Here is a 17,239-nt window from a genome sequence, read left to right as displayed (position 1 = left end):
ACACAGCAAACAGGAGTACCCACGTGTCCGATCTCTACATCCACCGTCTCGCCGCCCTCATCGACCAGGCTGCGAAAGCCAATGAAGAGGCCTTTGGCCAGGCCGCCAGCCGCTTTGCCGACTCGCTCGAGGGCGGCGGGCTGGTGCATCTCTATGGCTCCGGCCATTCGGTGCTGCCGGTGCAGGAAGTGTTTCCGCGCTATGGCAGCTATGTCGGCTTCAACCCCCTGACCGACCCGCGCGTGATGTGGCACAATGTGCTCGGCGCCGGCGGCGTGCGCGAGCTTTTGTGGCTGGAGCGAACTGAAAAATACGCCGAAAAATTCCTCGACCACCAGCCGCTCAACAAGGGCGATTCCATCATCATCTTCGGCCATAGCGGCCGCAACTCGTCGGGCATCGACACCGCGCTCTACGCCAGGAAGCGCGGCATGTTCGTCGTCGCTGTCACCAGCAAGAACAATCTGGACAAGCCGGCGACGCACTCCTCCGGCAAGCGGCTGGCGGATGCCGCCGACCTCGTCATCGACACCTGTTCGCCGATCGAGGACGCCATCGTGCCGGTCGAGGGCTGGAGCCGGCCGGTGTCGGGCTCATCGACGGTGCTTGCCATGATCCTGGCGCATGAGCTGATCGCGCGCACCGCCGAGCAGCTCGCCAAGCGCGGCATCGAACTGCCGGTCTTCGCCTCGCCGACCATTGCCGGCGTGACGCTGCACGACACCGACGTCATCTACGGCGTCTACCGCGAGCGCATGCTGGATGCGCAGAAGAAGCACCTGCCGACCTTCCAGGCGACGATGCGGGGAGAGTGAAAGCACGGAGGCCCGGCACATGGCCAGGCCTCCAATTTCTCTCGCTGGAATTTTCCGGATGTTCAACGCCGCTTCGGGCGCGCGGCAGGAGATTTGTTGCCGCGCGGGCCGCTCTGAACCGGCGTGTTGCCCTGGTTTTCCTCCGACAGCTTGCGCCAGCGGGCAAGGCGCTCAGGGTCGAGCGTACCCGCCTTCAACGCAGCCTGCACCGCGCAGCCCGGTTCGTGGACATGGGTGCAGTCGCGGAACTTGCACAGCGGTGCGAGCTCGGTGATTTCGGCAAACAGCGTGTCGATGCCGGATGCGACGTCGCTGACATGCAGCGTGCGCATGCCCGGCGTGTCGATCACCCAGCCGCCACCGGCAATGGGGTGCAGCGACCGCGCCGTGGTGGTGTGGCGACCCTTGGCATCGTGTTCCCGGATGCCCGCGGTCTGTTGCGGCGATTGCTGCGCCGATCCGGCCAGCGTGTTGACCAGCGTCGATTTGCCGACGCCGGAGGAGCCGACCAGCGCCACCGTCTGCCCTGCGCCACACCAGGGAGCAAGCGCCGCTGCGGCATCGGCGACGCGCGGGTTCAGCACCACCACGGCCAGCCCACGCTGCAGGGCGGCGGCCTGGCCTTGGTAAGCCTCGGCATCGTCAGCGGTGTCGGCCTTGGTCAGCAGGATCACCGGCGTCGTTCCGGCCTCGTTGGCCAGCGCGAGATAGCGCTCGAGCCGGGCGATGTTGAAATCGGCATTGCAGGACGTCACGATGAACAGCGTGTCGACATTGGCCGCGGCCAGCTGCGGCACCCTGCCGCCCTGTGTGCGGCGCTCCAGCACCGTCTTGCGGGTCAGGCGGCGGCGCAGCAGATGCGTGTGAGGCTCGACCAGCACCCAGTCGCCGACGGCATAGTCGCCGGTGTTGGCATTGGCCGGCAGCGTCAGATCCACTGGCCCTGACAGAGACAGACCGGCCAGACGGTCGCGGTGCACCGAAGCGATGCGCGTCGGCACCAGGTCTGCCTCATCGGCTTCAAGCTGGTCGCCGAAGAAATCCGTCCAGCCCAGGCTTGCGAGGGAAGCCGTCACGGTTTTGACCACGGCGACGGCGTCACAGACATCGGAGAGTATCCTTTGGCAAAATGGGCGCGGACCCTCGGGGCGGTTGTTCAAGCCGTGTATGGGCGGCATGGCGGCATTTGGCAAGCCGAACCGCGCCGATGGCCAAGCCGTTTCGCGCACCGCGTGGAACGCATCGAGGCGGTGGTTCGCTGAACGTCACCAGACACGGAACTCTATCGTGGCACCTATCCGCGTCGCGTGCGTCGAGGGTCGTTCAACATTGAGGAAAAATCCTATGCGCTTACGCCTCGTTACTCTCAATGTCTGCAACACGGAAGGCGAACCGGAGCGCCTGGCGGCCATCAACCGGGAGCTGGGGCGGCTCGACCCGGATCTGGTCGCCTTTCAGGAGGTCATCCAGACAGCCGATGTGAAATTCCTCGATACGCTGCCCGATGGTTTGGATTTGCATGCAACGCATCAGGCCTCGTCGTCGACCTCGAAGTTGGCAAGGACGGCTGAGGATGGCAGGTCGGGAAGCCTGGCAGAAGGGAGGGGGATGGCCGGCGCCACAGGGGGCGGGGGGTTGGGATGGGGTTGCCTGAAGCACCGGCCAAAGCGGGACAAGTCCCACGCCCACAAGCTAGCAGAGGTTGGATCGGTTCATATGGTGTGATCGCGGAACTGGCGCAAAAGCGCTTTCACATCCCCGCGCAGGCGTCGGCAACGGGCCCGCAACCGGGGGTTTCCGGTCGGTTGGTGGGTTGCGCAAGCGCCGGTTGAAGGCGCTGCGGGAGGCGGTCGTTTTTAGTGCGGTTGGAGTGCTATGCGCTCAGCGACAGGTGCTCAAGGCAGGGCAATCGCATGGCGCCACCACATGCGATTGTCCTGCTAACGCCACCGGCAGCATCCGCCGCGCAATCAGATCCGCCCCGCAATCAGATCCGCCGCCTTCTCGGCGATCATGACCACTGCCGCATTGGTGTTGGACGACACGATGCTCGGCATGACCGAGCTGTCGCAGACACGCAGGCCTTGCAGCCCGCGCACGCGAAGCTCGGGGTCGACGACGCTGTCGGCATCGCCGCCCATCCGGCAGGTGCCGACTGGGTGATAGGCGCTGCGGCCATGTTCTCGGGCGAAGGCTTCGAGTGCTGAGCGCCCCTGCATCGCCTTGCCGGGCAGATGCTCGCGGCTGATGTATCTGGCGAAGGCTGGCTGCGACAGGATTTCGCGGCTGATCTCGATGCCGTCGATGGCGCGTTCGAGATCATAGTGCTCGGCGAACGGGTTGGGGTCGATGATGGGCGCATCGCGCAGGTCCGCGGACTTGAGCGTGACGCTGCCGCGCGAACGCGGGCGCACATGGTAGGAGTTCAGCGTGCAGCCATTGCCGCCGGGAACCGAGCCGATGCCTTCCTCAACGCCGGCGCCGGGCAGGAAATGGAACTGGATGTCCGGCGTCTTCTCCGCGCGGTCGCCCCACCAGAAGCCGCCGGCCTCGACGATGTTGGAGGCCACCGGCCCCTTGCCGAACAGCGCATATTCAAGACCGGCGACCGCTTGCCAGCGCTTCTTCTTGTAACGGTCGATGCCATGCGGTCCGTTGAGCTCGGCGACGACATCGACGTCCATGTGATCGTGCAGATTCTGGCCGACGTTTTTGGAATCGTGGACCACCTCGATGCCGTGATGGCCGAGATGCACGGCCGGGCCGATGCCGGACAGCATCAGCAATTTCGGCGAGCCGATGGCGCCGGCGGCGACGATGACTTCGCGCTCGGCGCGGAGCAGTTCGGTGCGGCCATTGACGATGATCTCGACACCGATGGCGCGGCCGTTCTCGACCACGATGCGGCTGACGGAGGCGTCGGTGCGTAGCGTCAGATTCTTGCGGCCGAGCGCCGGCTTCAGATAGGCGACCGCCGTGCTCGAGCGTTTCCCCCGGCGCGTCGTCGTCTGGTAGAAGCCGGCGCCCGCCTGCTTACCGGCGTTGAAGTCGGCGCGGAAAGGAAGGCCCGCCTGCTGCGCCGCCTTGACGAAGATGCGGGTCAGCGGATGCGGCGCGCCGCTGGAGACGCCGAGCGGGCCGTCAGTGCCGTGCTGCGCATCGGCAAAAGTGTCGTTGCCCTCGGAGCGGACGAAGTAGGGCAGCACGTCGGCATAGCTCCAGCCGGCACAGCCATTCTCAGTCGCCCAGCCGTCATAATCCTCAGGGCAACCGCGGGTGAACACCTGGGCGTTGATCGAGGAGCCGCCGCCCAGCACGCGGGCCTGCGGATAGACCATGGTGCGGCCGTCGATCTCCTTGCCGGGCGCGGTGTCATAACCCCAGATCAGCGGCCCCGACGTCATCTTGAAGAAGCCGACCGGCAAATGGATGTAGCGGTCGGTGTCGGGCGGACCGGCCTCGAGCAGCACGACGGACACGTCCGGGTCCTCGCTCAGCCGGGCGGCCAGAATGCAGCCAGCCGAACCGCCGCCGACAATGATGTAATCCGTCATTTCCACTCCCGGGTTCTCTTTGTTGGAGCATGATCTCCGGACAAAACGGTTTCCCGATTTGTCCGAGAAAACCGGTTCCCACTTCTAGGGATCATGCTCCGGCGGGCGATGAAAATCACCGCCCCTTCCTCTTGCGCGCGACGATCTCAAGTCGCTTGTGCCACGTCAAGAGAAAGGGTATGGTTATCGTGTTGAAGGGTTGTCGTACAAGTGGAGGAGCAGCTTGACGATCCTCACCAGGAGGTCCCGGCCGCGCTCCCTGCGCAAGATGCCGGGCGGAACAGAATTGGAATCGGGAGGTTTCGAGGTATGAACGACACGAAGAATTTTGCGGTCAACCGGCGCACGCTGATGATGGGCGCCACCGCCGGCGTGGCGGCACTCGCGATGCCGAGCGTGCTGCGCGCGCAGGAAAAGCCGACGCTGGTGACGTCGATCCGCTCGCTGTCCAACCCCTATCACGCGGTGTGGAAGACCGGCGCGGAAGCGTATGCCAAATGGGCCGGGCTGGAACACGTCACGCTGGTTTCGGAAGGCAACAGCGAGAAGGGCATTGCCGACATCAAGGCGATGCTGGCCAAGACCGGCGGCAACATGGTGCTGAATTCCGATCCCAACGACACGCCCGATGCGCGCCCGATCGTCGAGGCCTGCGCCAAGGCCGGCGCCTATGTGGTGACGCAGTGGAACAAGCCGGGGGATCTGCACCCGAAGGATTTCAACCCGAACTATGTCTCGCATATCGAGTTCGACGGCATCGACGGCGGCAAGACCATCGCCGAGATCCTGTTCAAGACCATTGGCGGCAAGGGCGGCATCGTCGCACTCGGCGGCCTGATCTCGACCACGGCGGCGATCGAACGCAAGAAGGGCCTCGATGCGGCGCTCGCCGCCAACCCGGACATCAAGCTGCTCGACTTCCAGGTCGCCAACTGGAAGTCGACCGAAGCCTTCGACCTGATGGGCAATCTGCTCACCCGCTTCGGCGACGACATCAAGGGCATCTGGGCGGCCAATGACGATATGGGCTCCGGCGCACTGGAAGCGCTACGTGCCGAAAATCTCGCCGGCAAGGTGCCGATCGTCGGCGTTGACGGCATCAAGACGGCGGTCGATGCGGTGCGCACCGGCGAGTTCGCCTGCACCGTCACTTCGGATCCGTTCTGGCAGGGTGGCATGGGTCTAGCCATCGGCTACAACGCCAAGATCGGCAAGTTCGACCCGACCAAGGAGCCCCCGGAGCACCGTGAGTTCTACGGCAAGGCGGTGCTGATCTCGCACGACAATGTCGAGGAATATTACAAGACCAATGTCGATGCGAAGCCCGAGATCGACTGGAACGATCTGTGGGGCCGGGTCACCGGAGCAATCCGCACCTGATCCATCGGAGTGGGCTGCAACTCCCTGGCGGCCCGCTTCCTCCCGCAGCCGTCGCGATCCCCTTGTCGCGACGGCTGTCACCAGCAGACGGGAAGCGGTTTCTTGACAATCCATACAGAACCCCTGAAGTCCGTTTCGGACATCGAGCGGACGACGCCCATGACATCGTTCCCCGGCCGCATCGCGACATTCCTGGGCGGCAGGCGCTGGCGCAGCCTGGCGCCGCTGGCGGTGCTGATTGTACTCTGCGTACTCATCGCCATTGCCAACCCCAATTTCATCGAGCTGCGCAATCTGGTGCGGCTTGCGAATTCCGCCGCCGTGCCGCTGACGCTGGCGATGGGGCTGACCTTCATCATCCTGATGGGCAGCATCGACCTTGCAGTCGAAGGCACGCTTTCGGTCGCGGCGATGGTGCTTGTTCTGCTCGCCGCCAATGACGGCAACGGCAACGACTATGGCTGGTGGGCGGTGCTCGCTGCCATCGCCGCCGCCACCGCCATGGGCTTCGTCAGCGGTCTCGTCCAGACCATGCTGCGCATCCCGTCCTTCATGGGCACGCTCGGCATGTGGTTCATCGGCCTCGGCCTGTCGGTCTATATGCTGGGCGGCACGGCCATCAAGCTGAACGACGCCTCGATCCGCGACCTGGCCTTGCACCGTTTCCTCGGCCTGCCGGTGGCGGTCTGGGTTGCGTTCGGCTCGTTCCTGCTCGCCACCGTCATCCAGTATCACACCAAGCTCGGCCGCCACATATTGGCGATCGGCGGCGATGAGGATGTCGCCAAGCTCTCCGGCGTCAATGTGGTGCGCGTGCGCATCACCGCTTTTGCGCTGGCCGGGTTCTTCTTCGGCATTGCCGGCGTGCTGGCCGCAGCACAGCTCGGCCAGTCGCACGCCGTGATCGGCGACGGCAGGCTGTTTGCAGCGGTCACCGCAGTGGTCGTCGGCGGCACCGCTTTGACCGGCGGCGAGGGCGGCGTCGTCAACACGCTGATCGGCGTTTTGATCGTCACCGTGCTTGCCAATGGCATGATCCTGCTCGGCATATCGCCCTATATCCAGCAGACGGTGCAGGGGCTGATGATCATCGCCGCGGTGGCGCTGTCGCTCGATCGCGTCCGCCTGAAAATCGTGAAGTGAGCGCCATGCTGCAGGCGTCCAACATCATCAAGAATTTCCCCGGCGTTCAGGCCTTGCACGACGTCTCCATCCAAGTGCGGCCCAACGAGGTGGTCGGGCTGATCGGCGAGAACGGCGCCGGCAAGTCGACGCTGATGCGGGTGCTGGCCGGCGGCTACCGGCCGGATGGCGGCTCGCTCACGCTGGACGGCGAACAGCTGCGCATGCGCAACGCCCGTGATGCGGCCAGGCACGGCATCGGCATGGTGTTCCAGGAACAGTCGCTGGTGCTCAACCTGACGGTCGCCGAAAACATCTATCTCGGCGAAGAGGACCGCTTCACCCGTTTCGGCCTGGTCAACTGGCGCGCCATGAACGCGGCGGCGCGTCGGCAACTGGCCAAGATCGGCATCGACATCGACGTCACCGCGCGCACCTCCGAACTCACCTTCGCCGCACGCCAGATGGTCGAGCTCGCCAAGGCGCTGACCCTGGAGGAAGTGGTCGAGCGGCAGTTGCTCATCCTGCTCGACGAGCCGACCTCGGTGCTCAACGCCGCTGATATCGAGGTGCTGTTCGCGCGGGTGCGCTCGCTTAAATCCCGCGCCAGTTTTGTGTTCGTCTCGCACCGCCTCGACGAGGTGCTCAACATCTCCGACCGTGTCTACACGATGAAGGACGGCGCCGTCGTCGCCGAGCACCGTGCAGCCGAAGTCACCGCGCCGGAGCTGCACGAGATCATGGTCGGGCGCGGCCTGCAGGCCGAATATTACCGCGAGGCCCGCCAGCTGGCACCGCGCGATACAGTGATGGTCGAGGCCAAGGGCCTTGGCGCCAACGGTTACTATCACGGCGTCGATCTCTCGATCCGGGCGGGCGAGATCGTCGGCATTGCCGGCGTCGTCGGCTCCGGCCGCGAGGAGGTGACGCGCACCGTTGGCGGCTTCGTCCAGCATGATGCGGGCGAGATGAAAATCGCCGGCGATGCCGTGCGCTTCTCCTCGCCGGAACCGGCGGTGCGCAAGGGCATCGGCTATGTCCCGCGCGAGCGCCGGCTCGAAGGGCTGGTGATGTTCCTGTCGATCGCGGAGAACATTTCGCTGGCCGATCTCTCCAGCGTCATGCGCCATGGCGCCATCGACTATGGCAAGGAGCGCCGGCTTGCCGCCGACTGGATCAAGCGGCTGCGCATCAAGGCGCCCGGTCCCGATGCCGCCTGCCGCAAGCTCAGCGGCGGCAACCAGCAGAAGGTGGTGCTGGCGCGCTGGATGACGGCGGGCTCGCGCATCCTGGTGCTCGACCATCCCACACGCGGCCTCGATGTCGGCGCCAAGGAGGAGGTCTACGAATTGGTGCGCGATCTCTCGGCGCAAGGCGTGGCGATCCTTTTGATTTCCGACACGCTGGAGGAAACGATCGGTCTGTCGCACCAGGTGCTGGTGATGCGCGACGGTGCAATCACCGCGCGCTTCGATGCCAGTCCGGGCAACAAGCCGAACCAGGTCGATCTTCTCAGGGCAATGGTGTGAACCGATGAATGAGGCGTTCTCCATCAGGCAGGTTTTCGAGGGCAAGTGGACGCAAGGCGCCATTCCGCTGATCCTGCTGGTCGGCCTGCTGCTGATCATCGAGATCGCCGCGCCCGGCTTCCTCACCGGCGAAACCGTGGCGCTTTTGTTTGCCAACACCGCCGTGCTGTTCATCCTGGCGACCGGCGTCACCTTCGCCATCCTGCTTGGCGGCATTGATTTGTCGATCCAGGCGGTGGCATCGCTGGCCAGCGTCATCCTGGCGCAATTGCTGCCTTCGCTCGGCCTTGCCGCCTTCCCGGTGGCGATCCTGTCGGGGCTCGCCTTCGGCGTGTTGAGCGGCGTCGTCCACGTCAAGCTGCGCGTGCCGTCCTTCGTCGCGACGCTCGCCACCGGCGGCGTCGTCACCGGCTTGGCGCTCTGGGTCTCCAATGGCCGCGCCATCACCATCGAGGAGGCTGGTCGCGAAAACACCGCCTGGATCAACGCCACTGTCGCTGGCATTCCCGTGGTGGTGCTGATTTCGGCGGTGATCGGCATCGCCGCCTTTCTGGCGCTGCGCTACACGCGCTTCGGCCGCCAGGCGATCGCGGTCGGCGCCGGCGAGCCGGCGGCGTGGGCCGCGGGCATCAATGTCGACCGCACCAAGATCATCGCCTTTGCCGCGTCGGGTATGCTCGCGGCCATCGCCGGCATCGTGCTGGCAGCCAGGCTGTCGAGCGGTTCGCCGGTGCTGGCCAACCAGCTGCTGCTGCCGGCCATCGCCGCCGTCATAGTCGGCGGCACGGCGATCACCGGCGGGCTCGGCGGCGTTGCCCGCACGGCGGTCGGCGCGCTGATCATCTCGATCGTGCGCATCGGCATGACCTTTGTCGGCCTCAACATTTTCCTGGAAAATATGGTGTTCGGCGCGGTGCTGATCGCTGCCGTCGCCATTACCATCGACCGCAGCAAGATCGCGGTCATCAAGTGATCCCGCCTCCCAGGCAAGCGCGGACAGGACGGGACCGCATCGGCGCGAGGCCGATGCGGTCCGGCCCGATCGGATCACATTGTGTCGAGGCCGATCAGCTCGATCTTGTAGCCGTCGGGGTCTTCGACGAAAGCGATGTGGGTGGTGCCGTGCTGCATCGGGCCGGGCTTGCGCGGGATCTTGGCGCCGCGCTTTTCCAGTTCGGCGCAGACGGCGTAGATGTCGTTGACGCCGAGCGCCAGATGGCCGAAGCCGGTGCCGATCTCGTAGGGCTCCTCGCGGCCCCAGTTCAGCGTCAGCTCGACGACGGCTTCCTTGTCCTCGGGGCCGTAGCCGACAAAGGCGTTGGTGAACTTGCCGCCGGGGTAGTCGTCGCGGCGCAGCAGGGTCATGCCGAGCACCTCGGTGTAGAAGGCGATCGACTTGTCGAGGTCGAGCACCCTGATCATGGTGTGCATATAGCGAAATCCCGGGGCGTCGCTCATTGGGGAAGTCCTCCGAATTCTGTGATTTGCGGCTCTGATCATCCACATCGAACACTTGGCGGCAAGACGGCCTCGCTTGATGTTCTAAATCAGGGTTGTATGATAACACGACAACGTCGGTATTTGTCCAGTCGTTTTGCCGAGGGGCCCAGAGCCAATCCATGAATGCCGCGCCCTCCGCATCGCAGATCGCAGCCCTGGCCGGCCTGCTGCCGAATGGCGGGCTGCTGACCGAGGAAGTGGATCTGGCGCGCTACAGCCGCGATTGGTCGGGCGATCATTTCGGCCGGCCGCTGGCGGTGGCGCGGCCCTCTTCGGTTGAGGAGATGTCGGCGCTGATGCGGTTCTGCCATGCCGAGCGCATTCCGGTCGTGCCGCAAGGCGGGTTGACCGGGCTCGTCGGCGCCGCAGTGGCGGCGGATGGCGGCGAGATCGTCATCTCGCTGGAGCGCATGAACCGTATCCGTTCGATCAGCCCGATCGACTATGCCATGGTGGTCGAGGCCGGCTGCATCCTCGAGGACGCCAAGCGTGAGGCTGAAGCGAGCGACTGCCTGCTGCCGATCACCTTCGGCGCGCAAGGCAGCTGCCGCATCGGCGGCAATGTCGCCACCAATGCCGGCGGCTTCAACGTGCTGCGCTACGGCATGACGCGCGACCTGGTGCTTGGCCTCGAAGTGGTGCTGGCCGACGGCCGCATCTGGAACGGGCTGAAAGTGCTGCGCAAGGACAATCGCGGCTATGATCTGAAGCAGATCTTCATCGGCTCGGAGGGCACGCTCGGCGTCGTCACCGCGGCGGCGCTGAAACTATTCCCCAAGCCGACGCAGATCGAAACCGCGCTGGTTGGCCTCCGCTCCGTCGACGATGCGATGGCGCTCTATGCCCGCGCCCGGCGCGACTGCAGCGACCTGCTCACCGCCTTCGAGCTGATCCTGCGCGGCGGCATCGAGATCACCATGCGCGAAGGCCAGGATTTTCCCGATCCGCTCAGCCAGCCCTATCCCGTCTATGTGCTGATCGAGGTGTCCTCCGGCGGGCTCATCGACCTCTCCAACATGCTGCTGGGGTTTCTCGGCAGCGTCGAGGACATCGTCGAGGATGGCGTCATCGCTTCGACCAGGGCGCAGGGTGAGCGGTTGTGGCTCTACCGCGAGATCATGGTCGAGCGGCAGGGCAGGGGCGGCCGCTACCTGCGCACCGATGTGTCGGTGCCGATCTCCAGGCTTGCCGATTTCGTCACCGATGCGCTGGCCGCCTTGGAGAAAGCCCGGCCCGACGCGCTGGCCGTCACCTACGGCCATGTCGGCGACGGCAACATCCACCTCAACGTCGTGCCGCCGGAAGGCATGGGCATCGAGGCGATGGAACATCTGTTCGAGCAGGCGGAAGCCGAGATCTTCACCGTCGTCGATCGCTATGGCGGCTCGATCAGCGCCGAGCACGGCATCGGCCGGGTCAAGCAGAAGGCGTTCCTCGAACGCATCGATCCGGTGACGCTCGACCTCGCCGCCGGCATCAAGGACGCATTCGACCCGCGCCACATTCTCAGCAACGGCCGCATTCTGGCGCCGGCCGCCGCCGTCGACTATAGGTGAGCGATGACGCTGAAACTCGACAAGGTCAATCGCGGCCCACACCTCTCCACTCTGGTGGCCAGTTCCATCTCGCGCGAGATCGCGCAAGGCCGGCTGAAGCCGGGTGACCAGCTGCCGACCGAACAGGCGCTGGCGACCACATTCGGGGTAAGCCGCAACGTCGTGCGCGAGGCGATCGCGCGGCTGCGCTCGGAAGGCCGAATCTGGTCGCAGCAGGGACGCGGCGCCTTCGTGGTCGAGAGCACCAACCCGACGGTGCTGACCATCGACCATGAGACGCTGCAGCGCGCCGACTCGTTTCGCAATCTGTTCGAACTGCGTGGCATCCTCGAAGTGCAGGCGGCGGCCCTTGCCGCAAAACGGCGCAGCGACGCCGATCTCAAAGCCATGGGCGATGCGCTGTCCGGCATGCGCGCCGCCCCCTATGGCAGCGTCGCCTGGCTGCGCAGCGACCTCGAATTCCACCGCACCGTCGCCGAGGCGACGCGCAATTCCTACATGGGCCAATTCCTGGTCTTCGTGTCCGAGCGGGTGCGCGAAAGCATTCTCGCCGCCGGCAACCAGCAAAAGTCGGACGACATGGCCCGCATCACGCTCGGCGAACATGAGCGCATCCTGAGAGCGATCCGTGCCGGCGACGCCGAAGGAGCACAAGCGGCGATGCGCGACCACCTGGCGGGCGCGGCGCTGCGGGTGGGGTTGCATGAGGGGGAAGCTGCGGAGATAGCGCCGGGGCCCGAGGCAGCGTCTCCGGTACGGCATTCGCGGTTGCGGAAGGCTGTGCGCGGGCAGGCTTAGGGATAGCCTTGCCTTGTCCGAGCGCTGGGCCAATCGCCTATGGCAGCGCTGACCCCCACTCCGTCTCGGCTTCGCCGAGCCACCTTGCCGGGGCGAGCCACGGGTCTCGCCCGTCCTTCGGACCCCCCATTTCATGGGGGATGAGGAAATGCCAATCTCCGAGATCGCAGCCCTTCAAAAGCTTGGGTTTCCTCTCCCCCACGAATGTGGGGTAGAGGTGGCTCGGCGAAGCCGAGACGGAGTGGGGGAGCGCCATATCAGATTTCACACGGTCGTCGGCTCAACCAGCTCAGGGGCGGAGATAGGCCGCCACCCCACCGCGCTATTTCAGCGGCAGAAACAGCTCAAGCACCACCTCGCGCACCGGTCCGTTCGACGAAAAGTGCCGTTGGCAATAGATCGGAAAGTTGCGCGCCTCCTCGCCGCTGGCCGGAAGCCACTCCCGATAAAGGTAAAGCGCTGCCGGCTCGAGATTGTTGGTGTTGCCGGGGTAGCGCAGCACCGCGCAGCGTCCGCCGGGGATCACGCCGGCCTTCATCTGCGCGTCCTCGATCGGCCCGCCTTCTACCGGCAGGTCGGTTCCGGCACAAATATCCATGCTGTAATCGGCCGGGTTCGCCGGCTCCCTTTCGGAACGGAAGATGTTGAAGGTCGGGCTTGTCTCGGGCGAGAGGCCGGCCGCCTTGCGCCAGGCGATGAAGCGCTGGATGGTGTCAGGAAGCGTCGCCCGGTCGCCGCGATGCTCCATGATCGCCACCGGCGTCGGCAGCACATCGCGGATGATCACGTCGGCGGGTTCGAAGATTATCTGCATGAGCGTGGTCCTTGCTTTTTCGAGCGGCCCGAAGGCCATGAGCCACGCCCCCCAGTCGGGAGACTTCCGGAACGACGAAGGCGATTGTCCGAACCGTTGCCGAAAGGCGCGGGCGAAGGCATCCGGCGCGTCGTAGCCGGCATCCATCGCTATATCCGTGACGCTTTGGGCGTCGCTCTCGGCAAGCCTGTAAGAAGCGCGCTTCAGGCGGGCGAGCTGGACATAGCGATGCACGGACAAGCCGAAGGTTGACGTGAACTGCCGGTGGAAATGGTATTTCGAGAACGCCGCGACGCCGCTCAACGCTTCCAGGCCCAGATCTCCGTCCAGATGCTGGTCTATGTGGTCCAGCACCCGCTGCATCCGGGCATGGTAGTTTTCAAGTGCCGTCATCAACGTCTCGTCCTGCGTGGCGACACCAGATAGGCGCTCTTGGAGATGTCGCGCTCGACCGATCTTGCGGTTTGGCATGGATGGATCGGTGCTGGGCGCGGGCAATTCATGACTGTGGAAGGTTTCTCCGCAAGGAGGTTTCGGGATAGCGGTTTCGGCCCGCGCCCTCAATCGCGCCCATAGCACATGTCAGCGCTGGCCTCCTCTCCGTCTCGGTTTCGCCGAGCCACCTCTCCCCATTATGAGGGCGAGGAATCGCTATCGCAGAGGTCGCGGCCCGGAAAAAATTCGGTAATAGGTAGCAGCTACACCTGAGATTCCCGCGCTGCGCTGGGCATGTTACGGGCATTGTGCTACGGTTCGAATGTCGGAGGCAGCATGACCCAGTTGATACTTACGGGAACGATCGGCGGGCTTCTTGGCACCGGGCTGGCTCTAATTGGTGTTCGGCAGGTGAGGATTCTCGACTGTGTGGTCGCGTTCGGCATGTTGCTTCTGGGGCTGACGTGGTTTGTGGGCTAGCGCAACGCGCTTGTTAGCTCGACGGCTTCTCACGCAGTTGCACCGATCCTGTCCCGTTCCATTGGATGAACTCAGCCTTCTTGTCACAATCGCTTCAACAGCGGTTCGTGGACCTCACGAAGCGCGCGGTAGTGCTCACTCGGGTACGCTAGGAACGGACCGACGATGGTCTTGTGCATCGCCTCCGCTGCTACCAGAAAGCGCCCGATTTGGGGAGCGCCGTACGAGGTTTTACTCCGCCGCCTCCACCAGCGACACCCCATTCAGCCCCGCCACAATATCCGACAGCGCCGGCACGAACTTCTCGCCGTGGCCGGTGGTGACTGCCGTGGCGAACCCATTGCGCACCGCGGCGCCGATCGGGTTGGCGATGCCGGTGGCCTGGGCGAAGGAGGCGAGGTAGGTCATGTCCTTCAGCGCATTGGCGATGGCGAAGCGCTGGGCGTTTTCGTTGCGGTTGAGGACGAAATCGAAGAAGGCCTGGTAGAAGCCGCAATCCATGCGGCTGCCGGAGATGACGCTGTTGAAGACCTGCGGCGTCAGGCCGGCCTTGGCGCCGAGGCTCAGCGCTTCCGAGTAGATCGCGGAATAGCCCATCGAGACGAAATTGTTGAGCAACTTCATGGTGTGGCCGCTGCCGGTCGGGCCGGTGTGGACGATTCGCGCGGCGAAGGCCTCGAGCACCGGCCGCGCTCGGGCGACGATTTCGGCCGGGCCGCCGACCATGACGTCGAGCTTGCCCTCGGTGGCTTCCTTGGGCGTGCGCGCCAGCGGCGCGTCCATCAGCGTCATCCCCTGCTCCGCGACGTCGGCGGCAAGCGCTGTCGTCGATGACGGATTGGAGGTCGAGCAGTCGATGATCAGCAGCGGCGTCTTGGCCGCAGCAAGCCCGTCTGCGCCCTTGACCAGCGCTTCGACCTCGCGCGAACCGGTGACGCACAGGATGACGATGTCGCTCGCGGTGGCGAGCGCGCGCGGGCTTGGCGCTTCGGTGGCGCCGGCGGCGATCAGCCGGTCGGCGGCCGTGCGGCTGCGGTGGACATGCACCGTCAGCGGCCAGCCCTTGCGCAGCAGATTGTCGGCCATGCCGGCGCCCATACTGCCCAGGCCGATGAAGCCGATGCGTTCTTTCATGCAATCCTCGGGTTTTTTCATGTAATTCTCCTTGGACCCACACCGGCGGGCTCACCTTTCGTCACCTTGCGGCGAGCACCTGTCGATGCAATCCTTTGAACAAGAATCGAACCGGAGTCGCGCTGATGGCGGAGCCCATGACTTTCGACGCCATACCGCAGGCGCCCAACCTGCGGACGGGTCTGGTCAACACGCTGATTGCGCAGATCGAATCCGGTGACCTTGCGCCGGGGCAGCGGCTGCCGACCGAGCAGGAGATTGTTGCTGCCACAGGCGTCAGCCGCACCGTGGTGCGCGAGGCGCTGGCGGCGCTGCGTGCGCGCGGGCTGATCACCACGCGCCAGGGGCTCGGCGCCTTCGTCGCCAAGGATCCGCCGCCGAAGACGTTTTCCGTGCTGCCCGACGATCTCGAATCGATCGACGAGGTGCTGCGCGTGCTCGAACTGCGCATGGGCATCGAGGTGGAAGCGACCGGCCTTGCGGCCCAACGGCGCAGCGAGGCGGCGCTTCAACAGATGAGCGCGCGGCTCGACGCGCTGGAGGCGGCGGTGCGTGCCGGCGGCTCCGGCTCGGAAGAGGATTTCGGCTTCCACCGCGCCATTCTCGCCGCGACGCAGAACCCGAATTTCACCCGGCTGTTCGACACGTTCGGCAGCGCCATGGTCCCGCGCCATTGGACGCGGCTCGACCGCATGACGGAGGCCGAGCGGGAAAAATATCTCGACCGCATGCAGCGCGAGCATCGCGCCATTCTCGGGGCCATCGAAGCCAGGGACGTCAACGCCGCGCGCCGCGCCATGCGCAGCCATCTGACCAAAAGCTATGCCCGCTTCGAGGATCTGCGCAACAAGGCTGTTCACGATTAGGGGGCCAACCACGGTTGACGGACTGCTCATCCGGCGACCCCGTCGGAGATCGAGTTCGCGAATCAGCGACATGTTCCTCCCGGCTCGAAATCGTTGCAATCTTACCGGGTTGTCATACAACCCAGTGATCTGGTAAATCCAGGGAAGAGGGATGTCAATCGCGTTGCCGTGCGGTATGAGGCTCCCCGAAAAATCGCAATCATGGAGCCGGCATTGCCGGCGAAGCCGCAAGTCAGGAACAGCGAAATGCATTCACGGAAATTTGGCCGTACCGGCAGATCAGTCAGCGAGATCGGCTTCGGCGCCTGGGCAATCGGCGCAGCCTGGGGCGAGGTCAATGACGACGATGCGGTGGCCGCCCTGCATGCCGCGCTCGATGCCGGCGTCAGCTTCCTCGACACCGCCGACGTCTATGGCGACGGCCGTTCGGAAAAGCTGATCGCACGGGTGATGAAGGAACGCGGTGGCGCGCGCCCGTTCATCGCCACCAAGGCCGGACGGCGGCTGCCGAAGCAGACGGTCGAGGGCTACAGCGTCGAGAACCTCACCGGCTGGATCGACCGCAGCCTGAAATACCTCGAGACCGACACGCTCGACCTGGTGCAGCTGCATTGCCCGCCGACCGATCTCTACTATCATCCGGAGGTGTTCGAGCGTCTCGACAAGCTCACCGAGCAGGGCAAGATCCGCAATTACGGCGTCAGCGTCGAGCGCGTCGAAGAGGCGCTGAAGGCGATGCAATATCCCGGTGTCGTCAGCGTGCAGATCATCTTCAACGCCTTTCGCCAGCGCCCGGCCGAGCTGTTCTTCGACCAGGCGAAGAAGAACGATGTCGCCGTCATCGCCCGCGTGCCGCTGGCCAGCGGCCTGCTGTCCGGCAAGTTCAGGACGGACACCAAGTTCGAGACCACCGACCATCGCCTGTTCAACAGGAATGGCGAAGCCTTCGATGTCGGCGAGACGTTTTCGGGCGTGCCCTATGAGGTCGGGCTGGGGGCGGTCGAGAAGGTGCGGCCGCTGGTGTCAGGCGACACCACCATGGCGAAATTCGCGCTGCGCTGGATCCTGATGTTCGACGCGGTGACGGTTGTCATCCCCGGCGCCCGCAATCCGGCGCAGGCGGTTTCCAATGCGGAAGCGGCTGAGCTTGCGCCGTTATCCTCCGAGTTGATGGCCAAGGTGAAGGCGGTCTACGATGAGAACATCAAGCCCTACGTGCATCAGCGCTGGTGAGCCAGCGCCTGCCGCCCTCGACC

The 17,239-nt window shown here is 64.9% G+C and carries 16 protein-coding genes; 11 read left to right on the top strand and 5 right to left on the bottom strand.

Translation table 11 applies throughout. The annotated features are described in order from the left end of the window. Positions 1–23 precede the first annotated feature (23 nt). On the top strand, positions 24–815 hold the full coding sequence (locus NKI46_RS02510; RefSeq protein WP_352744569.1) for a sugar isomerase domain-containing protein: 792 nt from the start codon (positions 24–26) through the stop codon (positions 813–815). A gap of 62 nt (positions 816–877) precedes the next feature. On the opposite strand, the gene rsgA is transcribed toward NKI46_RS02510, so the two are convergent. Beyond that, positions 878–1,903, bottom strand: coding sequence for a ribosome small subunit-dependent GTPase A (gene rsgA / locus NKI46_RS02505; protein WP_502896781.1), 1,026 nt, complete (start codon positions 1,901–1,903; stop codon positions 878–880). Positions 1,904–2,159: 256 nt separating this feature from the next. Between rsgA and NKI46_RS02500 the strand changes: the two genes are divergently transcribed. Next, positions 2,160–2,540 (top strand): endonuclease/exonuclease/phosphatase family protein, encoded by a 381-nt coding sequence (locus NKI46_RS02500; RefSeq protein WP_352744564.1) that lies wholly within the window; start codon positions 2,160–2,162, stop codon positions 2,538–2,540. A gap of 245 nt (positions 2,541–2,785) precedes the next feature. On the opposite strand, the gene NKI46_RS02495 is transcribed toward NKI46_RS02500, so the two are convergent. Further along, complete coding sequence (locus tag NKI46_RS02495; RefSeq protein ID WP_352744561.1) at positions 2,786–4,369, bottom strand: GMC family oxidoreductase; 1,584 nt, start codon at positions 4,367–4,369, stop codon at positions 2,786–2,788. A gap of 309 nt (positions 4,370–4,678) precedes the next feature. On the opposite strand from NKI46_RS02495, the gene NKI46_RS02490 reads away from it, so the two are divergent. From NKI46_RS02490 to NKI46_RS02475, 4 genes are all read left to right on the top strand, one after another. Continuing rightward, positions 4,679–5,749 (top strand): sugar ABC transporter substrate-binding protein, encoded by a 1,071-nt coding sequence (locus NKI46_RS02490; RefSeq protein ID WP_352744558.1) that lies wholly within the window; start codon positions 4,679–4,681, stop codon positions 5,747–5,749. A 159-nt stretch (positions 5,750–5,908) separates the two neighbouring features. Further along, positions 5,909–6,892, top strand: coding sequence for an ABC transporter permease (locus NKI46_RS02485; RefSeq protein ID WP_352744556.1), 984 nt, complete (start codon positions 5,909–5,911; stop codon positions 6,890–6,892). A gap of 5 nt (positions 6,893–6,897) precedes the next feature. Beyond that, positions 6,898–8,400: a sugar ABC transporter ATP-binding protein gene (locus NKI46_RS02480; protein WP_352744648.1), complete on the top strand. Its 1,503-nt coding sequence runs from the start codon at positions 6,898–6,900 to the stop codon at positions 8,398–8,400. Positions 8,401–8,404: 4 nt separating this feature from the next. Then, positions 8,405–9,373: an ABC transporter permease gene (locus tag NKI46_RS02475; RefSeq protein ID WP_352744555.1), complete on the top strand. Its 969-nt coding sequence runs from the start codon at positions 8,405–8,407 to the stop codon at positions 9,371–9,373. A gap of 74 nt (positions 9,374–9,447) precedes the next feature. On the opposite strand, the gene gloA is transcribed toward NKI46_RS02475, so the two are convergent. Continuing rightward, a complete protein-coding gene (gene gloA / locus NKI46_RS02470) occupies positions 9,448–9,858 on the bottom strand; it encodes a lactoylglutathione lyase (RefSeq protein WP_019856614.1) in 411 nt (136 codons plus the stop codon). 161 nt (positions 9,859–10,019) lie between these two features. Here gloA and NKI46_RS02465 point away from each other — a divergent pair, with 161 nt between their 5' ends. Together NKI46_RS02465 and NKI46_RS02460 are read left to right on the top strand one after the other, a co-directional pair. Continuing rightward, entirely contained in the window at positions 10,020–11,456 is a 1,437-nt protein-coding gene (locus NKI46_RS02465; RefSeq protein ID WP_352744552.1) for an FAD-binding oxidoreductase, read from the top strand. A 3-nt stretch (positions 11,457–11,459) separates the two neighbouring features. Beyond that, positions 11,460–12,254, top strand: a complete 795-nt coding sequence (locus tag NKI46_RS02460) for a FadR/GntR family transcriptional regulator (protein ID WP_352744551.1) — start codon at positions 11,460–11,462, stop codon at positions 12,252–12,254. A gap of 322 nt (positions 12,255–12,576) precedes the next feature. On the opposite strand, the gene NKI46_RS02455 is transcribed toward NKI46_RS02460, so the two are convergent. Then, positions 12,577–13,464 carry an AraC family transcriptional regulator gene (locus NKI46_RS02455; RefSeq protein WP_023671081.1) on the bottom strand — a complete coding sequence of 296 codons (888 nt, stop codon included), beginning with the start codon at positions 13,462–13,464 and terminating at the stop codon, positions 12,577–12,579. 375 nt (positions 13,465–13,839) lie between these two features. On the opposite strand from NKI46_RS02455, the gene NKI46_RS02450 reads away from it, so the two are divergent. Continuing rightward, positions 13,840–13,983, top strand: a complete 144-nt coding sequence (locus NKI46_RS02450) for a hypothetical protein (RefSeq protein WP_023756462.1) — start codon at positions 13,840–13,842, stop codon at positions 13,981–13,983. Positions 13,984–14,214: 231 nt separating this feature from the next. On the opposite strand, the gene NKI46_RS02445 is transcribed toward NKI46_RS02450, so the two are convergent. Then, positions 14,215–15,117 carry an NAD(P)-dependent oxidoreductase gene (locus NKI46_RS02445; RefSeq protein ID WP_352460761.1) on the bottom strand — a complete coding sequence of 301 codons (903 nt, stop codon included), beginning with the start codon at positions 15,115–15,117 and terminating at the stop codon, positions 14,215–14,217. Between the two features lie 125 nt (positions 15,118–15,242). Between NKI46_RS02445 and NKI46_RS02440 the strand changes: the two genes are divergently transcribed. Together NKI46_RS02440 and NKI46_RS02435 are read left to right on the top strand one after the other, a co-directional pair. Then, entirely contained in the window at positions 15,243–15,983 is a 741-nt protein-coding gene (locus tag NKI46_RS02440) for a FadR/GntR family transcriptional regulator (protein ID WP_352460743.1), read from the top strand. Positions 15,984–16,229: 246 nt separating this feature from the next. Continuing rightward, positions 16,230–17,216, top strand: a complete 987-nt coding sequence (locus tag NKI46_RS02435; protein WP_352460742.1) for an aldo/keto reductase — start codon at positions 16,230–16,232, stop codon at positions 17,214–17,216. Positions 17,217–17,239 lie beyond the last annotated feature (23 nt).

This window comes from Mesorhizobium sp. M0615 (assembly GCF_040320805.1).
Classification (GTDB): domain Bacteria; phylum Pseudomonadota; class Alphaproteobacteria; order Rhizobiales; family Rhizobiaceae; genus Mesorhizobium.
The sequence above is the reverse complement of the archived record's forward strand: the minus strand, read 5'-3'. Positions and strand labels throughout refer to the sequence as shown.

What these genes read in the sequence shown, in the direction of transcription:
- NKI46_RS02500 (WP_352744564.1), top strand. Translation starts at nt 2,160, where the DNA reads ATGCGCTTACGCCTCGTTACTCTCAATGTCTGCAACACGGAAGGCGAA.
- NKI46_RS02495 (WP_352744561.1), bottom strand. Translation starts at nt 4,369, where the DNA reads ATGACGGATTACATCATTGTCGGCGGCGGTTCGGCTGGCTGCATTCTG.
- NKI46_RS02490 (WP_352744558.1), top strand. Translation starts at nt 4,679, where the DNA reads ATGAACGACACGAAGAATTTTGCGGTCAACCGGCGCACGCTGATGATG.
- NKI46_RS02485 (WP_352744556.1), top strand. Translation starts at nt 5,909, where the DNA reads ATGACATCGTTCCCCGGCCGCATCGCGACATTCCTGGGCGGCAGGCGC.
- NKI46_RS02480 (WP_352744648.1), top strand. Translation starts at nt 6,898, where the DNA reads ATGCTGCAGGCGTCCAACATCATCAAGAATTTCCCCGGCGTTCAGGCC.
- NKI46_RS02475 (WP_352744555.1), top strand. Translation starts at nt 8,405, where the DNA reads ATGAATGAGGCGTTCTCCATCAGGCAGGTTTTCGAGGGCAAGTGGACG.
- gloA (WP_019856614.1), bottom strand. Translation starts at nt 9,858, where the DNA reads ATGAGCGACGCCCCGGGATTTCGCTATATGCACACCATGATCAGGGTG.
- NKI46_RS02465 (WP_352744552.1), top strand. Translation starts at nt 10,020, where the DNA reads ATGAATGCCGCGCCCTCCGCATCGCAGATCGCAGCCCTGGCCGGCCTG.
- NKI46_RS02460 (WP_352744551.1), top strand. Translation starts at nt 11,460, where the DNA reads ATGACGCTGAAACTCGACAAGGTCAATCGCGGCCCACACCTCTCCACT.
- NKI46_RS02450 (WP_023756462.1), top strand. Translation starts at nt 13,840, where the DNA reads ATGACCCAGTTGATACTTACGGGAACGATCGGCGGGCTTCTTGGCACC.
- NKI46_RS02445 (WP_352460761.1), bottom strand. Translation starts at nt 15,117, where the DNA reads ATGAAAGAACGCATCGGCTTCATCGGCCTGGGCAGTATGGGCGCCGGC.
- NKI46_RS02440 (WP_352460743.1), top strand. Translation starts at nt 15,243, where the DNA reads ATGGCGGAGCCCATGACTTTCGACGCCATACCGCAGGCGCCCAACCTG.
- NKI46_RS02435 (WP_352460742.1), top strand. Translation starts at nt 16,230, where the DNA reads ATGCATTCACGGAAATTTGGCCGTACCGGCAGATCAGTCAGCGAGATC.